The sequence below is a fragment of the Streptomyces ficellus genome (genome assembly GCF_009739905.1).
Lineage (GTDB): Bacteria > Actinomycetota > Actinomycetes > Streptomycetales > Streptomycetaceae > Streptomyces > Streptomyces ficellus_A.
Window position 1 is genome coordinate 2,916,357 of the sequence record NZ_CP034279.1, and the last position, 15,970, is coordinate 2,932,326.

At 72.6% G+C, this 15,970-nt stretch carries 15 protein-coding genes; 5 read left to right on the plus strand and 10 right to left on the minus strand.

Annotation, left to right across the window (positions count from 1 at the left end):
• Positions 1 to 223: 223 nt before the first annotated feature.
• The 4 genes from EIZ62_RS12550 to EIZ62_RS12565 form a co-directional block, all read right to left on the minus strand.
• On the minus strand, positions 224 to 1,348 hold the full coding sequence (locus tag EIZ62_RS12550) for a GuaB3 family IMP dehydrogenase-related protein (RefSeq protein ID WP_156692795.1): 1,125 nt from the start codon (positions 1,346 to 1,348) through the stop codon (positions 224 to 226).
• A 127-nt stretch (positions 1,349 to 1,475) separates the two neighbouring features.
• Positions 1,476 to 2,978, minus strand: coding sequence for an IMP dehydrogenase (guaB, locus tag EIZ62_RS12555; RefSeq protein WP_156692796.1), 1,503 nt, complete (start codon positions 2,976 to 2,978; stop codon positions 1,476 to 1,478).
• 166 nt (positions 2,979 to 3,144) lie between these two features.
• A complete protein-coding gene (locus EIZ62_RS12560; RefSeq protein ID WP_156692797.1) occupies positions 3,145 to 3,735 on the minus strand; it encodes a sigma-70 family RNA polymerase sigma factor in 591 nt (196 codons plus the stop codon).
• A gap of 233 nt (positions 3,736 to 3,968) precedes the next feature.
• The gene (locus EIZ62_RS12565; RefSeq protein WP_003948568.1) at positions 3,969 to 4,580 is read right to left on the minus strand and encodes a response regulator transcription factor; all 612 of its coding nucleotides are present in this window, start codon (positions 4,578 to 4,580) and stop codon (positions 3,969 to 3,971) included.
• A gap of 390 nt (positions 4,581 to 4,970) precedes the next feature.
• Between EIZ62_RS12565 and EIZ62_RS12570 the strand changes: the two genes are divergently transcribed.
• Entirely contained in the window at positions 4,971 to 5,291 is a 321-nt protein-coding gene (locus tag EIZ62_RS12570) for a WhiB family transcriptional regulator (RefSeq protein ID WP_156692798.1), read from the plus strand.
• 165 nt (positions 5,292 to 5,456) lie between these two features.
• Here the strand turns inward: EIZ62_RS12570 and EIZ62_RS12575 are convergent, their stop codons facing one another.
• Entirely contained in the window at positions 5,457 to 6,350 is an 894-nt protein-coding gene (locus EIZ62_RS12575) for a LysR family transcriptional regulator (protein WP_156692799.1), read from the minus strand.
• A 79-nt stretch (positions 6,351 to 6,429) separates the two neighbouring features.
• On the opposite strand from EIZ62_RS12575, the gene EIZ62_RS12580 reads away from it, so the two are divergent.
• The 3 genes from EIZ62_RS12580 (at position 6,430) to EIZ62_RS12590 (ending at position 9,316) form a co-directional block, all read left to right on the plus strand.
• Complete coding sequence (locus tag EIZ62_RS12580) at positions 6,430 to 7,098, plus strand: MOSC domain-containing protein (RefSeq protein WP_156692800.1); 669 nt, start codon at positions 6,430 to 6,432, stop codon at positions 7,096 to 7,098.
• A gap of 109 nt (positions 7,099 to 7,207) precedes the next feature.
• Positions 7,208 to 7,981: an SDR family NAD(P)-dependent oxidoreductase gene (locus tag EIZ62_RS12585; RefSeq protein WP_156692801.1), complete on the plus strand. Its 774-nt coding sequence runs from the start codon at positions 7,208 to 7,210 to the stop codon at positions 7,979 to 7,981.
• Positions 7,982 to 8,275: 294 nt separating this feature from the next.
• Positions 8,276 to 9,316, plus strand: coding sequence for a hydroxyacid dehydrogenase (locus EIZ62_RS12590; protein ID WP_156692802.1), 1,041 nt, complete (start codon positions 8,276 to 8,278; stop codon positions 9,314 to 9,316).
• Positions 9,317 to 9,398: 82 nt separating this feature from the next.
• Here EIZ62_RS12590 and groL read toward each other — a convergent pair whose 3' ends face one another.
• The 3 genes from groL to EIZ62_RS12605 all read right to left on the minus strand — a co-directional run bounded on the left by groL (position 9,399) and on the right by EIZ62_RS12605 (position 12,697).
• Positions 9,399 to 11,027, minus strand: a complete 1,629-nt coding sequence (gene groL / locus EIZ62_RS12595) for a chaperonin GroEL (RefSeq protein WP_156692803.1) — start codon at positions 11,025 to 11,027, stop codon at positions 9,399 to 9,401.
• Positions 11,028 to 11,180: 153 nt separating this feature from the next.
• A complete protein-coding gene (gene groES / locus EIZ62_RS12600) occupies positions 11,181 to 11,489 on the minus strand; it encodes a co-chaperone GroES (protein ID WP_010471835.1) in 309 nt (102 codons plus the stop codon).
• Between the two features lie 284 nt (positions 11,490 to 11,773).
• Positions 11,774 to 12,697, minus strand: coding sequence for a polysaccharide deacetylase family protein (locus EIZ62_RS12605; RefSeq protein WP_425281874.1), 924 nt, complete (start codon positions 12,695 to 12,697; stop codon positions 11,774 to 11,776).
• 190 nt (positions 12,698 to 12,887) lie between these two features.
• On the opposite strand from EIZ62_RS12605, the gene EIZ62_RS12610 reads away from it, so the two are divergent.
• Positions 12,888 to 14,087, plus strand: a complete 1,200-nt coding sequence (locus EIZ62_RS12610; protein ID WP_156696364.1) for a THUMP-like domain-containing protein — start codon at positions 12,888 to 12,890, stop codon at positions 14,085 to 14,087.
• A 22-nt stretch (positions 14,088 to 14,109) separates the two neighbouring features.
• Here the strand turns inward: EIZ62_RS12610 and EIZ62_RS12615 are convergent, their stop codons facing one another.
• Together EIZ62_RS12615 and EIZ62_RS12620 are read right to left on the minus strand one after the other, a co-directional pair.
• Positions 14,110 to 14,730, minus strand: coding sequence for a hypothetical protein (locus EIZ62_RS12615; RefSeq protein WP_156692805.1), 621 nt, complete (start codon positions 14,728 to 14,730; stop codon positions 14,110 to 14,112).
• Positions 14,717 to 15,955 carry an RNA polymerase sigma factor gene (locus EIZ62_RS12620; RefSeq protein ID WP_156692806.1) on the minus strand — a complete coding sequence of 413 codons (1,239 nt, stop codon included), beginning with the start codon at positions 15,953 to 15,955 and terminating at the stop codon, positions 14,717 to 14,719. Before EIZ62_RS12620 ends, EIZ62_RS12615 begins: the two co-directional genes overlap by 14 nt.
• Positions 15,956 to 15,970: the final 15 nt, after the last annotated feature.

Genomic DNA, 15,970 nt, shown 5'->3' on the forward strand with positions numbered 1-15,970 from the left:
GGCCCGCCGCCACGCACGCGAAGGGCCCGCACCGTCACCCGGTGCGGGCCCTTCGCGTACACGACAACGACGGCTGGCCCGCCGCGGCGGCGGCCCAGCCGACCAGCCGCGCGGCGGCCGGTGTCCACCAGCGCCCAGCCGGGCCGGCTGCGGCCACTCAGCCCGTCAGCCGCGGCAACTCAGCCAGCCAGCCGCACCGGCCCAGCCGGCCGGCCGCTGCGGCTCAGCGCTTGTGCTGGGCGTCCGCGACCGTGACCTCGACGCGCTGGAACTCCTTGAGCTCGCTGTAGCCCGTCGTCGCCATCGCACGGCGCAGCGCGCCGAAGAAGTTCATCGACCCGTCCGGCGAGTGCGACGGGCCGGACAGGATCTCCTCGGTCGTCCCGACGATGCCCAGGTCCACCAGCTTGCCACGCGGGACGTCCTCGTGGACGGCCTCCATGCCCCAGTGGTGGCCCTTGCCCGGGGCGTCGGTCGCCCGGGCGAGCGGGGAGCCGATCATCACCGAGTCGGCGCCGCAGGCGATCGCCTTGGGCAGGTCGCCCGACCAGCCCACACCGCCGTCCGCGATGACGTGGACGTACCGGCCGCCGGACTCGTCCATGTAGTCCCGGCGCGCGGCCGCGACGTCCGCGACGGCGGTCGCCATCGGCACCTGGATGCCCAGCACGTTGCGGGTGGTGTGCGCGGCGCCGCCGCCGAAGCCGACGAGGACACCCGCCGCGCCGGTGCGCATCAGGTGCAGGGCGGCCGTGTAGGTGGCGCAGCCGCCGACGATGACGGGGACGTCGAGCTCGTAGATGAACTGCTTCAGGTTCAGCGGCTCGGCGGCGCCCGACACGTGCTCGGCGGAGACGGTCGTACCGCGGATGACGAAGATGTCCACGCCGGCGTCGACGACGGCCTTGGAGAACTGGGCGGTGCGCTGCGGGGAGAGCGCGGCCGCGGTGACCACGCCCGAGTCGCGCACCTCCTTGATGCGCTGCCCGATCAGCTCCTCCTGGATCGGGGCCGCGTAGATCTCCTGCAGACGGCGGGTCGCGTTCGCCTCGTCCAGCTCGGCGATCTCGTCGAGCAGCGGCTGCGGGTCCTCGTACCGGGTCCACAGGCCCTCGAGGTTCAGGACGCCCAGGCCGCCCATCTGGCCGATGCGGATCGCGGTCTGCGGGGAGACCACCGAGTCCATCGGAGCGGCCAGGAACGGCAGCTCGAACCGGTAGGCGTCGATCTGCCAGGCGATCGAGACCTCCTTCGGGTCCCGGGTGCGCCGGCTCGGTACGACGGCGATGTCGTCGAACGCGTACGCCCTGCGGCCGCGCTTGCCGCGCCCGATCTCGATCTCAGTCACGATGTGTGGCCTTTCCCTCTACGTCTGCGCCTACCAGTATCCCCGACACGCGCGGGAGGGGCGGTCCCGTCCGAATACGGGACCGCCCCTCCTCGCGCGCGTGGACCGCTTTCCGCGCTGTCTCGCGTCACTTCCTGCTGTAGTTCGGCGCCTCGACCGTCATCTGGATGTCGTGCGGGTGGCTCTCCTTGAGGCCCGCCGAGGTGATCCGGACGAACCGGCCGCGGTCCTGGAGCTCCGGGACGGTGCGGCCGCCGACGTAGAACATCGACTGGCGCAGACCGCCGACGAGCTGGTGGACGACCGCGGAGAGCGGGCCGCGGAAGGGCACCTGGCCCTCGATGCCCTCGGGCACGAGCTTCTCGTCGGAGGCGACGCCCTCCTGGAAGTACCGGTCCTTGGAGAAGGAGCGCTGCTCGCCACGGGTCTGCATGGCGCCGAGCGAACCCATGCCGCGGTACGACTTGAACTGCTTGCCGTTGATGAACATCAGCTCGCCCGGCGACTCCTCGCAGCCCGCGAGGAGCGAGCCGAGCATCACCGTGTCGGCGCCGGCGACCAGGGCCTTGGCGATGTCTCCCGAGTACTGCAGGCCACCGTCGCCGATGACCGGGACACCGGCCGCCTTGGCGGCGAGGGACGCCTCGTAGATGGCGGTCACCTGGGGGACGCCGATGCCGGCGACCACACGGGTGGTGCAGATGGAGCCGGGGCCCACGCCGACCTTGATGCCGTCGACACCGGCGTCGATCAGCGCCTGGGCGCCGTCACGCGTGGCGACGTTGCCGCCGATGACGTCCACCGGAGCGTTCGACTTGATCTTGGCGACCATCTCGCCGACGAGCCGGGAGTGGCCGTGCGCGGTGTCGACGACGATGAAGTCGACGCCCGCCTCGATCAGCGCCTGGGCGCGCTCGAACGCGTCCCCCGCGACGCCGACGGCGGCACCGACGAGGAGCCGGCCCTCCTTGTCCTTGGCGGCGTTGGGGTACTTCTCCGCCTTGACGAAGTCCTTGACGGTGATGAGGCCCTTGAGGATGCCCGCGTCGTCGACGAGCGGCAGCTTCTCGATCTTGTGGCGGCGCAGCAGCTCCATGGCGTCGACGCCGGAGATGCCGACCTTGCCGGTGACCAGCGGCATGGGCGTCATGACGTCCCGCACCTGCTGGCTGCGGTCGGTCTCGAAGGCCATGTCGCGGTTGGTGACGATGCCGAGGAGCTTGCCCGCCGCGTCGGTGACGGGGACGCCGCTGATGCGGAACTTGCCGCAGATGGCGTCGGCCTCGGCGAGCGTCGCGTCGGGGTGGACGGTGATCGGGTCGGTCACCATGCCGGACTCGGAGCGCTTGACCAGGTCGACCTGGTTGGCCTGGTCGGCGATCGAGAGGTTGCGGTGCAGCACGCCGACGCCGCCCTGGCGGGCCATCGCGATCGCCATGCGCGACTCGGTGACCTTGTCCATGGCGGCGGACAGCAGCGGGATGTTCACCCGTACGTTCTTGGAGATGTACGAGGACGTGTCGATCTGGTCGGGTGCCATGTCGGACGCGCCGGGCAGCAGCAGCACGTCGTCGTAGGTCAGCCCGAGTGTCGCGAATTTCTCGGGCACTCCGTCGACGTTGGCAGTCATGACACCTTCCCCAAATGGCCTTGATCGGTGCGGATGTCCATGCTAACGGCCTGTGGCCGTGTCTCATTCCACGAGCAAGATCACCCGGAAGGTTTGGACGTTCACACGTACGGACGCGTCCGTACGGGGCCGCTCCCGCGGCTCGGCACTGGGCCCTTCCCGCGGCTCACTGTTCGGCGAGGGCCCGCAGCCGGCTGAGCGCGCGGTGCTGCGCGACCCGTACCGCCCCGGGGGACATGCCCAGCATCTGGCCGGTCTCCTCGGCCGTGAGCCCCACGGCGACCCGCAGCACCAGCAGCTCGCGCTGGTTCTCCGGGAGGTTGGCGAGGAGGCGCTTGGCCCACTCGGCGTCGTCGCTGAGCAGCGCCCGCTCCTCGGGGCCGAGGGAGTCGTCCGGCCGCTCGGGCATCTCGTCGGAGGGGACGGCGGTGGAGCCGGGGTGCCGCATGGCGGCGCGCTGGAGGTCGGCGACCTTGTGGCCGGCGATGGCGAAGACGAACGCCTCGAAGGGGCGCCCGGTGTCCCGGTACCGCGGCAGGGCCATCAGGACCGCGACGCAGACCTCCTGGGCGAGGTCCTCGACGAAGTGGCGGGCGTCACCGGGCAGCCGGTTCAGCCGCGTACGGCAGTAGCGCAGGGCCAGGGGGTGGACGTGGGCCAGGAGGTCGTGCGTGGCCTGCTCGTCGCCTTCGACCGCACGGTGTACGAGTGCACCGATGGCCCCGCGGGCATGGGCCGCCGCCTCGTCGTCGCGCATCGGTCCATGGTGCCCTGGCGGTCGCCCGTCCGCGGCACCGCGTCCACTGTTGTGCACCGAAGCGTTATGAGCAGGTGCGCCGGAAGTCATCCCCTGCGCCCTCCCCTCCCGCTCGATCGACTCGTCCCCGAGGAACTCCACCCTTCAAGGATGCGGCATCCGACCGGAAACAGATATCGGGCCTCCGCCGCCCCGTCCGCCGGAGGGCGGACGGGGATCGGTACGGTCACGCCCTAGCGCACCAGGCCCCAGCGGAAACCGAGCGCGACGGCGTGCGCCCGGTCCGATGCGCCCAGCTTCTTGAAGAGCCTCCTGGCGTGCGTCTTGACCGTGTCCTCGGAGAGGAAGAGCTCACGGCCGATCTCGGCGTTGGAGCGGCCGTGACTCATGCCCTCCAGCACCTGGATCTCGCGCGCGGTGAGGGTGGGGGCGGCGCCCATCTCGGCCGAGCGCAGCCGGCGCGGGGCGAGCCGCCACGTCGGGTCGGCGAGGGCCTGGGTGACCGTGGCCCGCAGCTCGGCGCGCGAGGCATCCTTGTGCAGGTACCCACGGGCACCGGCGGCGACGGCGAGCGCCACGCCGTCCAGGTCCTCGGCGACGGTGAGCATGATGATGCGGGCGCCGGGGTCCGCGGAGAGCAGCCGGCGGACGGTCTCCACGCCGCCCAGTCCGGGCATGCGCACGTCCATCAGAATGAGGTCCGAGCGGTCCGCGCCCCAGCGGCGGAGGACTTCCTCGCCGTTGGCCGCGGTCGTCACGCGCTCGACGCCGGGCACCGTCGCGACGGCGCGGCGGAGCGCTTCTCGGGCAAGCGGGGAGTCGTCGCAGACGAGGACGGATGTCATGGCCGTCCTCCGCAGCTGATGCGCGTCACCTTGAGCCTCCAGGCTGGTTACGAATCGTCACCTGTGCGGTTGACGCTCCCGGACACCTGCCCGAGCGCTTGTTCTCTCAACCGCCTCCGCACTCTCAACGACGGTCACTCGAAAGAGTTACGGGTACGCCCTCCCCTGTCGGCACTCTACGTGAGGGAGCGCACACGGAGGAGAGCGACGCAGGTCACGGTTGCTTCACCCAGAGCTATGCCCCATTTAGCGGCTTTTCCTTCACTTTGTCGGTGTCTGTAGCTAGATTCGCAATGAGTCATATTTACATCTACTTAGACAGTAGTTGTACGGTCGTGGCTGTATCAGCCCACTCACCCGCTCAGTACCGGAACCAAGGGGACATGCGCTATGGCAGATTTCTCCCGCCTTCCCGGACCCAACGCCGACCTGTGGGACTGGCAGCTGCTCGCGGCATGCCGGGGGGTCGACAGTTCGCTCTTCTTCCACCCGGAGGGGGAGCGTGGCGCGGCGCGGAGTGCGCGCGAGAACTCGGCGAAAGAGGTCTGCATGCGGTGCCCGGTCCGCGCGGAGTGCGCGGCCCACGCACTGGCCGTGCGGGAGCCCTACGGCGTATGGGGCGGCCTCACCGAGGACGAGCGCGAAGAACTCATGGGACGAGCCCGCAACCGTCTCATCACGGCGTCGTCGGGGACTCCGGCCCGCGCCTGAAGGAACGTTTCTGCAACGACTTTCGGCACCACGACAGCTTTCGGCACCACACCATCCACAAGGCCCTCCGGGGCGGCCGCCTCAGGCCGCCCCGCAGGTACGGGCCGCCCCTCAGGTACGGGCCGCCCCTCAGGTACGGGTCCTCCCCCTGGGCAGCGGGCGGGCTCAGGCCAGCGCGGCGGCGCGGGTCAGGTGGTCGAGGGTGGCGGCCACGGCGGGCACCTTGGCGAGGTCCGGGAGGGTCAGGGCGACGATCTCGCGCTCGACGGCCGGCTCGACCGCCACCGTCCTGGCCCCCCGGGGGCGTACCGAGCGGAGGGCGAGCTCGGGCAGGACCGCGACGCCGAGACCCGCGCCGACCAGGCCGATCACCGCCGGGTAGTCGTCGGTCGCGAAGTCGATGCGCGGGACGAACCCGGCCCCCTCGCACACCTCCACGAGCTGGCGGCGGCACCGCGGGCAGCCCGCGATCCACGACTCCTCGGCCAGCTCGCCGATGGCGACGGCGTCCGCGTCGCCGAGGCGGTGCCCGTCGGGGACCAGGCCGACGAGGCGGTCGGCGAGGAGGGGGCGTACGACGAGGTCGTCCCACTCGGCGGCGGCCGGGCGGTAGCGGAAGGCGAGGGCCACGTCGCAGTCCCCGTCGCGGAGCATCTCGACCGAGCGGGGCGGTTCCGCCTCCACCAGGGACACCTGGGTGCCGGGGTGGGCGGCGCGGAGTGCGGCGAGGGCGGCCGGTACGAGGGTGGAGCTGCCGCTGGAGAAGGAGACCAGCCGGACCCGGCCGGCGCGCAGGCCGGCGATGGCGGCGATCTCCTCCTCGGCTGCGGTGAGGCCCGCGAGGATGCCGGAGGCGTGCCGTACGAGGGCCTCGCCGGCCTGCGTCAGGCGCATCTCGCGGCCCGTGCGGACCAGCAGGGGCGTTCCCGCGGAGGTTTCGAGCGCCTTCATCTGCTGGCTCACCGCGGGCTGCGTGCAGCCCAGTTCGCGCGCTGCCGCGGAGAAGGACCCGGTGGTGGCGACGGCGCGGAGCACGCGCAGATGACGGGCTTCGATCACCTTTCGAATATAAGCCTTGCTTGGACCGGGCGCGAATTATTCACTCGTCCCTTTGGGGAGCGCGCGTTAGCGTGGCGCCATGAGAGTTCTCTCCGTCAACGTGGGGCGGCCGCGGGCCGTGGGGTACACCGACGCGCCGAGCGGCACGACGGGCATCGACAAGCGGCCGGCCGAGGGGCCCGTGCGGGTGGCCGATCCGGGGCCCAAGGGCGTGGGGGCGAGCGGTGTGGCCGGGGACGCGGTCTGCGACCTCCGCCATCACGGCGGGACCCACCAGGCGGTGTACGCGTTCGCGCGCGAGGACCTGGACCACTGGGAGAGCGAGCTGGGGCGCGCGATAGCCAACGGCGCCTTCGGGGAGAACCTCACCACGGAGGGGCTGGACGTCAACGCCGCGCTCATCGGGGAGCGGTGGCGGATCGGTGGATCGGCGGTCCTGGAGGTGGCGTCGGGGCGCGTGCCCTGCCGTACGTTCGCGAGCTGGCTGGACGAGCGGGGCTGGGTGAAGCGGTTCACCCGGCGCGCGGCGCCCGGGCCGTACCTCAGGGTCGTGGAGCCGGGTGAGATCCGCGCGGGGGACCCCATCGAGGTCGTACACCGGCCGGACCACGACGTGACGGTCGAGCTGGCGTTCCGGGCGCTCATGCTCCAGCGCGAGCTGCTGCCCGGCCTGCTGGCCGCGGGCGAGGCGCTGGACCCGGAGCTGCGCGAGACCGCCCGGACGTACGTGGCGAAGCACCGTTCGTAGCGGCTCCGCGCGCGGCGGATCCCGACACTCCGTATATGTACGGTGATCCGTCCCCCGCCGCGCGCGACCCCGCGTCCGCCTGTCCGCGCGGGGCACTAACGTGCGGCGTATGACGACTGCACTGATCACGGGCGCGACGGCGGGAATCGGGGCCGCCTTCGCGCGGCGGCTGGCGGCGGACGGCCGCGACGTGGTGCTGGTGGCCCGGGATGTGAAGCGGCTGCGGGAGCAGGCGACCGAGCTGCACGACCGGCACGGCATCGAGGCGGAGGTCCTCGCGGCCGACCTGTCCGAGGAGAGCGGCATCGCGGCCGTGGAGGCACGGCTGGCCGACCGCAAGCGGCCGGTCGACCTGCTGATCAACAACGCCGGGTTCGGCAACAAGGGCCGGTTCCTGGAAGTGTCGATGGCCGACGAGCTGACGATGCTGAAGGTGCACTGCGAGGCGGTGCTGCGGCTGACGTCGGCGGCGACGGCGTCGATGCGCGACCGGGGGCGGGGCGGCGTGGTGAACGTGGCGTCGGTCGCCGCCTTCGTTCCGCGCGGCACGTACGGGGCGTCGAAGGCGTGGGTCGTGCAGTTCACCCAGGGCGCGGCCCGTGACCTGGCGGGCAGCGGGGTGCGGCTGATGGCGCTGTGCCCCGGCTTCGTGCGTACGGAGTTCCACCAGCGGGCCGGGATGGGCACGGACAACATCCCCGGCTGGATGTGGCTGGACGCCGACAAGCTGGTGGCCTCGGCGCTGGCGGACCTCGCGCGGGGCCGGACCCTGTCCATCCCCGACCCGCGCTACAAGGCCCTGATGGGCGTGGTGAAGCTGGCGCCCCGCAGCCTGCTCGGAGGCGTGAGCTCCCGAGCGGGCCGGAAGTACGGGCCGCGGTAGTCACCGAGCTGCCGGGGGGCCGACTTCGGGCGCGCCTCGCCCTGGGGCGGCGGGGCGGCCCCGCGGGCCGGGGCGGGGCGGGGCGGGGCCACGAGCATGGGCGCGGCCCTGGTCGCCACGACGGGCCCGGGAGCCGGCAACGGGAACGGCCGCCCGGGCACAACCCCCGCGGGGGTGGGGGCTCGTGGGGCACACGGCCTTTCGGCCTTGACTTCGCCCAGGGGGAGCCCGATCATCGCGGCCACACGCCGTATCAGCCGTGTCGCCGTCCGTTCAGGAGGCCCCGCGCCCGCCATGAGCCCCGCCACCGACCACCAGCCCTCCCGGCGCCCCCGCCTGCTGCTGGCCATGGGCCCCGGCATCGCGGGACGTCTGCTCACCGACGCCCACCGCGCCCGCCTCACCGCCCTCGCGCACACCGACCCGCACCTGGTCGCCCACGACCTGGCCGCCCCAACGCCCCGGGTCGCCGCCGCGCTCGGGGAGGCCGAGGTGTTGTTCACCTGCTGGGGCGCGACGCCGCTCACGGCGGACGTGCTCGACCGGGCGCCCGGCCTCCGGGTCGTCGTCCATGCCGCCGGGTCCGTCAAGCACCACATCACGGAGGCCTGTTGGGAACGCGGCATCGGCGTGACCTCGACGGCCACCGCCAACGCCCTGCCCGTGGCCGAGTACACGCTGGCCGCGATCCTGCTGTCCGGCAAGCGCGTCCTCCACGCGGCCCGGCGGTACGCCGAGCTGCGCAGCGGCCACGACTGGGCGGCTGAGCTCGCCGACAGCGGCAACCACGGCCGCACGGTCGGCATCGTCGGCGCGTCCCGCATCGGCCGCCGTGTGATGGAGCTGCTGCGCCCCTTCGACCTGCGGGTCCTGCTCCACGACCCTTACGTCACCCCGGTCGAGGCCTCGGCGCTCGGCGCCGTCCCGGCGGCGCTCGACGAGTTGTGCGCCCGCGCGGACATCGTCTCCGTACACGCCCCGCAACTGCCGTCCACGCGCCATATGATCGGCGCCGCACAGCTGGCGCTCATGCGGGACGGCGCGACGCTCATCAACACCGCGCGCGGGTCGCTGGTCGACGAGACCGCCCTGCTCCCGCACCTCACCTCGGGCCGGCTGCATGCCGTGCTCGACGTCACCGACCCCGAACTCCCGCCCCCGGACTCCCCGTTGTACACGCTCCCCAATGTGCTCCTCACTCCGCACGTCGCGGGTTCGCTCGGCAACGAGCTGCACCGCATGGCGGACCGGGCGCTGGACGAGCTGGAGCGGTACGCGAAGGGCGCGCCGTTCGCGGAGCCGGTGCGGCCCTCGGACCTCGGCCGCTCGGCGTAGAGCCGTGAAGGGCGGCCCGGAAAACACCGGGGCCCGGTGCCCCCGCGACGGGGGCACCGGGCCTCGTAACGCTCAGCAGGCGTCAGTGGGAGTGGCCGTGACCGTGGCCGTGGCCCGCGTCCGCCGGCTCCTCTTCCTTCTTCTCGACGACCAGGGTCTCGGTCGTGAGCAGCAGGGAGGCGATGGAGGCGGCGTTCTCCAGGGCCGAGCGGGTGACCTTGACCGGGTCGATGACGCCGGCCTTGATCAGGTCGCCGTACTCGCCGGTGGCGGCGTTGAAGCCCTGGCCCTTGTCGAGCTCGGAGACCTTGGAGGTGATGACGTAGCCCTCCAGGCCCGCGTTCTCGGCGATCCAGCGCAGCGGCTCGACCGCGGCGCGGCGGACGACCGCGACACCGGTGGCCTCGTCGCCGTCCTTGCCGAGGTTGCCGTCCAGGACCTTCACGGCGTGGACGAGCGCGGAGCCACCACCGGAGACGATGCCCTCCTCGACCGCGGCGCGGGTCGCGGAGATGGCGTCCTCCAGACGGTGCTTCTTCTCCTTCAGCTCCACCTCGGTGGCGGCGCCGACCTTGATCACGCACACGCCGCCGGCCAGCTTCGCGAGGCGCTCCTGGAGCTTCTCGCGGTCCCAGTCGGAGTCCGTGGTCTCGATCTCGGACTTGATCTGCGCGACGCGGCCCTGCACGTCCTCGGAGTTGCCGCCGCCGTCGACGATCGTGGTGTCGTCCTTGGTGACGGTGACGCGGCGGGCCGTGCCGAGCACGTCCAGACCGGCCTGGTCGAGCTTGAGGCCGACCTCCTCGGCGATGACGGTGGCGCCGGTGAGGGCGGCCATGTCACCGAGCATCGCCTTGCGGCGGTCGCCGAAGCCGGGGGCCTTGACCGCGACGGCGTTGAACGTGCCGCGGATCTTGTTGACGACCAGGGTCGACAGCGCCTCGCCCTCGACGTCCTCGGCGATGATCAGGAGCGGCTTGGAGGAGCCGGCCTGGATGACCTTCTCCAGCAGCGGGAGCAGGTCGGTGATCGCGGAGATCTTGCCCTGGTGGATCAGGATGTACGGGTCGTCGAGGACGGCCTCCATACGCTCCTGGTCGGTGACCATGTACGGGGACAGGTAGCCCTTGTCGAAGGCCATGCCCTCGGTGAAGTCCAGCTCCAGGCCGAAGGTGTTGGACTCCTCGACGGTGATGACACCGTCCTTGCCGACCTTGTCCATCGCCTCGGCGATGAGCTCGCCGACCTGCTGGTCCTGCGCGGAGAGCGCGGCCACGGCGGCGATGTCGGCCTTGTCGTCGATCGGGCGGGCCGTGGCGAGCAGGTCGTCGGAGACGGCCTTGACCGCGGCGTCGATGCCCTTCTTCAGGGCGGCCGGGGAGGCGCCGGCGGCGACGTTGCGCAGACCCTCGCGGACGAGGGCCTGGGCCAGGACGGTGGCGGTGGTGGTGCCGTCACCCGCGATGTCGTTGGTCTTGGTCGCCACCTCCTTCACCAGCTGGGCGCCGAGGTTCTCGTACGGGTCCTCGATCTCGACCTCGCGGGCGATCGTGACACCGTCGTTGGTGATGGTCGGCGCGCCGAACTTCTTGTCGATGACGACGTTGCGGCCCTTGGGGCCGATCGTCACCTTCACCGTGTCGGCAAGCTTGTTGACGCCGCGCTCAAGGGCGCGACGGGCGTCCTCGTCGAACTTCAGGATCTTCGCCATGGGAGCGATTCAGCCCTCTCGAAAACTCTGGTTGACGAACCGCGCCCCTCGCCGCCCGGCAATGTGTCATCAGCGGGGGCCAGGGGCGCAGCTCAGAAAAGCGATATTGCTCGGGTGCGGAGGCTTCCGGGGGGCGACCCCCGGAACTCCGACCTACTTCTCGACGATCGCGAGCACGTCGCGGGCCGAGAGGACGAGGTACTCCTCGCCGCTGTACTTGACCTCGGTGCCGCCGTACTTGCTGTACAGCACGATGTCGCCGGTCTTGACGTCGAGCGGCAGGCGCTCGCCGTTCTCGAAGCGGCCCGGGCCCACGGCCAGGACGACGCCCTCCTGGGGCTTCTCCTTGGCGGTGTCCGGGATGACCAGGCCAGAGGCGGTGGTCTGCTCGGCGTCGAGCGGCTGGACCACGATGCGGTCCTCGAGCGGCTTGATGGCAACCTTGGAGCTGGTGGTCGTCACGATCCGACCTCCCCCTTCGGAGATCTCACGGGGTTAACTGTCTGAGGTGGCGACCAGGTGGATCCGTCGTCGCGGGTGCCGGACCTGCCCGTCGCTGTGTTGGCACTCTCCAGTGGGGAGTGCCAGGGCCGAGACTATGACCGCGATTAGCACTCGGTCAAGCGGAGTGCCAATTCACCGCCCGGTCGTGGCGCGAACGGCCCCCTGAAGCGGCTTCCGGGGGCGATTCCCGGGGCGGCTTCCGGGGCGGCTCCCGGACGGACCCTTCCGGGGCTCCGGGCGGCTCAGACGTAGTCCTCCAGCCTGGCCACCGCATAGCCCTTGGCCGTGACGACGTTCATCACCTGCCGGATCATGTCCGCCATGGAGCCGTTCCAGTCCTCCCGGCCCCGGAAGTGGGTGAGGATGATGTCGCCGGGGTGCAGGTCCCGGTCCCACTCGCGCCACTCCATGTGGTCCGGGAACGCTTCGGCCGCCCACAGGGGTACGGCCTTCACACCGCACGCCCGGGCCGCGCGCAGGGTGTCGGCGTTGTAGTTGCCGTAGGGCGGGCGGAAGAGCGGCGGCCGCTTGCCGTAGCGCTTCTCGATGGTGTCCTGCTGCCCGCAGATCTCCCGCTTCTGCTCGGCGTAGGACAGGGCCGGCATGTAGCGGTGGTTGAGGGTGTGGTTGTGCAGGGCCACGCCCCGGTCCTGCATCCGCTTGAAGTAGCCGTAGTCCTCCTTGACGAGGTAGTCGCTGAGGAACGCGCTGTAGGGGATGTCCAGTTCGTCCATCATCCGCAGCAGCTCGGGATCCTTGTCCGCGCCGTCGTCGATCGTCAGGAACACGATCCGTTCCTTGGTGGGGACGGTGGTGAAGACGGGCGGCAGGCTCGGGTCGCCGACACCGAATCCCTGCCGGAAGGTGATGTGCGGCTTGTCGCCCGCCGCCGGGGGCGGGGGTGCGGCGAGCGGGGCGCTCCTGAGACCCCACTTCCTGGCCGCCAGGACACGGGCGGCCTGGGCGCGCCGGACCTTCTCGACGTACGCGCTGAGCGCCGCCGCCGTACCGGGGGGCTGCGCCTGCTGGCCCGCGGCGGGCTCGGCGCCGCCGCCTCCCGCCCCGGCGGGCCCGCGCCCGCCCTCGTCCTGCGCCGCGCAGGCGGAACCGAGCGCCGAGATCAGCAGCGCGGCGAGCAGCACGCGCGCCCGCAACCGCGCCCGCAGCCGCGCCCGTGGCCGTGCCGGTACGGGCGGCCGCACCCGCTCGGCCGCCCACCCCTGCACGTCCACCCCATCACTTACCTTTTGACCTTTTTGTCGTACTAGCTGCATGGCGCCGCATCCTGTCAGCGCTCCGCCCCCGCTACCGGCCGACACCGCCGCCCGGCGCACACCATCCCCCGCCTGGCCCACAATGGGCCGGGTGACCGATCTCGCCGCCTTCTCCGCGCTCCTCACCGACGAGGGCCAGGCCCTGCTCGCCGCCCTGCGCGACTACACCCCCTCCCAGGAGCTGGCGGTCGCCTCCCGGCTGCGCCGTGAGCACCCCGCCGAGCTGGTCACGGCGGCGCTCGGGCAGGCCCGGCTGCGGCAGCGGGCGGTGGCGAAGTTCGGCGAGCGCGACGCGCACCGCATGTACTTCACGCCCGGCGGCGTCGAGCAGTCCACCCGCAGGGCGGTCGCCGAGCACCGGGCCGCCGCCTTCGCCCGCCTCGGCGTACGGAGCGTCGCCGACCTGTGCGGCGGCATCGGCGGCGACGCGATCGCGCTGGCCCGCGCCGGCATCCGGGTCCTCGCCGTCGACCGCGACCCGCTGACCGCCGAGGCCGCCCGCGCGAACGCCGCCGCGCTGGGCCTGGCCGACCTGATCGAGGTGCGCTGCGCGGACGTCACCGAGGTCGACACCTCGCCGTACGACGCGGTCTTCGTCGACCCGGCGCGGCGCGGCGGGCGGGGCGGGGGCCGGATCTTCGACCCCGAGGCGTACTCCCCGCCCCTGTCGTGGGCGATCGAGGCGGCCCGCACGGCGCCCCACGCGGCGCTGAAGATCGCCCCGGGCATCCCGCACGAGACGGTGCCGCCGGACGCCGCGGCCGAATGGGTCTCCGACGGCGGTGACGTGAAGGAGGCCGTGCTGTGGTTCGGCACCCGCCCCGGCACGGTCACCGCGACGCTCCTGCCCGGCCCGCACACCCTCACCGGCCGCGGTCTGGCCGACCCGCCCGTCCGGCCCGTCGGCCGCTTCCTGTACGAGCCGGACGGCGCCGTCATCCGCGCGCACCTGGTCGCGGAGGTGGCCGAGGACCTCGACGGCGGCCTGGTCGACGAGACGATCGCGTACGTCACGGCGGACGAGCTCCGCCCCACGCCGTACGCCACCGCCTACGAGATCACCGACGAGCTGCCGTTCAACCTCAAGAAGCTGAAGGCCCTGCTGCGCGAGCGGGAGGTGGGCACCCTGACGGTGAAGAAGCGCGGCTCGGCGGTCGAACCGGAGGAGCTGCGCCGCAAGCTCAAGCCGAAGGGCCCCCACGCGGCGACGGTTTTCCTGACCCGGGTGGCCGGGGCGCCCACCATGCTCGTCGGCCGTCCCGCGCCGTCCCCCCTCGCGTGACCGCCCGTCAAGTCCGGGGCCGTCAGGCCCGGGGCGCCAGGCGCAGCACCAGGCGGCGGTGGCCGACGGCCTTGACGGCCCCCAGCAGGCCGCTGACCCACAGGATGAGCCCGGCGCCCATGGCGTACGCGACCTCGGTGTACGTGGTGTCACCGGGGCGCGCCGCGGCCGGGACGGCGAACGACAACCACAGGCCTGCGGCGCACTGCGCGAACGACAGCAGCAGCCACGCCACGCTCAGGCCCGGCGCCCGGAAGCGGGCGTCGCGGATCGCGGCGGGGTCCAGGGCCGCCCACTGAAGGAGCCGGGCGCGCGCCGAGCGGTCGTGGCGGACGCCGAGCACGACGGCGACGACGAGCGGGACCAGCACGACCAGCCCCAGGACGATCGTGAGGCCGGCGACGGTGGCCGTCAGCGGGTCCCCCGGTCCGTCGAACGCCGTGAGCCCGGCTCCCACCAGGCCCCACCCCAGCTGGAGCCCCACCAGGGTGACCAGGAAGTACGTGAGCCTCCGGCCGCCCAGGACACGCCGGTTCAGTTCGCCCACGGCCAGGGCCCGGTCGGCCAGCAGCGCCTCGCGGTCCGGCCAGGTGCGCAGGTGAACGGGCGGCGGAGGGGGAGGCAGGGGGCTACGGCTGGGCATGGTCCGAGGTTAGCTCCCGTGATCGTTCGAGCAGCAGGGCCCTTTCCCGGGCGTTGCGGGCCAGCGACGCAGCCCGTGCGAACTCCGCCCGCGCCTCGTCCCGGCGGCCCAGCCTGGCGAGCAGGTCGCCCCGGACGCTCGGCAGCAGGTGGTAGCCCGTGAGGGCGGGTTCGCCGGCGAGGGCGTCCACGAGGGCGAGCCCCGCCGCCGGGCCGTCGGCCATCGACACGGCCACCGCGCGGTTGAGTTCGACGACCGGGGAGGGGGCGACGGCGGCGAGCCGCCCGTACAGGGCCGCGATGGTGGCCCAGTCGGTGTCCTCGTACCGCGCCGCCCGCGCGTGGCAGGCCGCGATCGCCGCCTGGAGGGAATACGGGCCCGTGCCGGCCCTCTCCAGCGCCGCGACACCCCGCCGGATCAGCAACCGGTCCCAGCGCGCCCGGTTCTGGTCGGCCAGCAGCACCGGCTCGCCGTCCGGTCCCGTACGTGCCGCCGTGCGCGAGGCCTGGAGCTCCAGCAGCGCGGCGAGCCCGTGCACCTCGGGCTCCTCCGGCATCAGGCCGGCCAGCACGCGCGCGAGCCGCAGGGCGTCCTCGCACAGGCCCGGGCGCAGCCAGTGGTCGCCGGCGGTCGCCGCGTAGCCCTCGTTGAAGATCAGGTAGATGACCTCCAGCACGGACGCCAGCCGGGCGGCCCGGTCCTGTCCGTACGGCACCTCGAAGGGCACGCCCGCGCGGGCGAGGGAACGTTTCGCGCGGACGATCCGCTGGGCGACCGTCGCCTCCGGGACCAGGAAGGCGCGGGCGATCTCCTCCGTGGTCAGCCCGCCGAGGAGCCGCAGGGTGAGCGCCACGCGCGCGTGGCGGGACAGCACCGGGTGGCAGGCGGTGAAGACGAGCCGCAGCAGGTCGTCGTCAATGTCGTCCGGCGCGGCGGGCTCGGGTTCGTACGCCTCCTCCAGGTCGCGCCCGACCTCGGCGAGCTTGCGGGCGTACGTCTCGCGGCGGCGTACGAGGTCGACGGCGCGGTTCCTGGCCGTGGCCATGAGCCAGGCACCCGGCTTGTCCGGGACGCCCGACTCCGGCCACTGCTCCAGGGCGGCGACCAGCGCGTCCTGCGCCAGCTCCTCGGCGATGCCCACGTCACGGACGATCCGGGCGACGGCCGCGATGATCCGCGCAGACTCGATCCTGAACACCGTCTCCACGGCGTGGGGTGCGCTCACGCCTCCCCATGGTGC

Excerpts from the sequence above, each read along its gene's own strand:
- EIZ62_RS12570 (WP_156692798.1), top strand. The coding sequence starts at position 4,971 with ATGGCAGATTTCTCCCGCCTTCCCGGACCCAACGCCGACCTGTGGGAC.
- guaB (WP_156692796.1), bottom strand. The coding sequence starts at position 2,978 with ATGACTGCCAACGTCGACGGAGTGCCCGAGAAATTCGCGACACTCGGG.
- EIZ62_RS12615 (WP_156692805.1), bottom strand. The coding sequence starts at position 14,730 with ATGCCCAGCCGTAGCCCCCTGCCTCCCCCTCCGCCGCCCGTTCACCTG.
- EIZ62_RS12585 (WP_156692801.1), top strand. The coding sequence starts at position 7,208 with ATGACGACTGCACTGATCACGGGCGCGACGGCGGGAATCGGGGCCGCC.
- EIZ62_RS12565 (WP_003948568.1), bottom strand. The coding sequence starts at position 4,580 with ATGACATCCGTCCTCGTCTGCGACGACTCCCCGCTTGCCCGAGAAGCG.
- EIZ62_RS12610 (WP_156696364.1), top strand. The coding sequence starts at position 12,888 with ATGGGCCGGGTGACCGATCTCGCCGCCTTCTCCGCGCTCCTCACCGAC.
- groL (WP_156692803.1), bottom strand. The coding sequence starts at position 11,027 with ATGGCGAAGATCCTGAAGTTCGACGAGGACGCCCGTCGCGCCCTTGAG.
- EIZ62_RS12580 (WP_156692800.1), top strand. The coding sequence starts at position 6,430 with ATGAGAGTTCTCTCCGTCAACGTGGGGCGGCCGCGGGCCGTGGGGTAC.
- EIZ62_RS12590 (WP_156692802.1), top strand. The coding sequence starts at position 8,276 with ATGAGCCCCGCCACCGACCACCAGCCCTCCCGGCGCCCCCGCCTGCTG.
- EIZ62_RS12560 (WP_156692797.1), bottom strand. The coding sequence starts at position 3,735 with ATGCGCGACGACGAGGCGGCGGCCCATGCCCGCGGGGCCATCGGTGCA.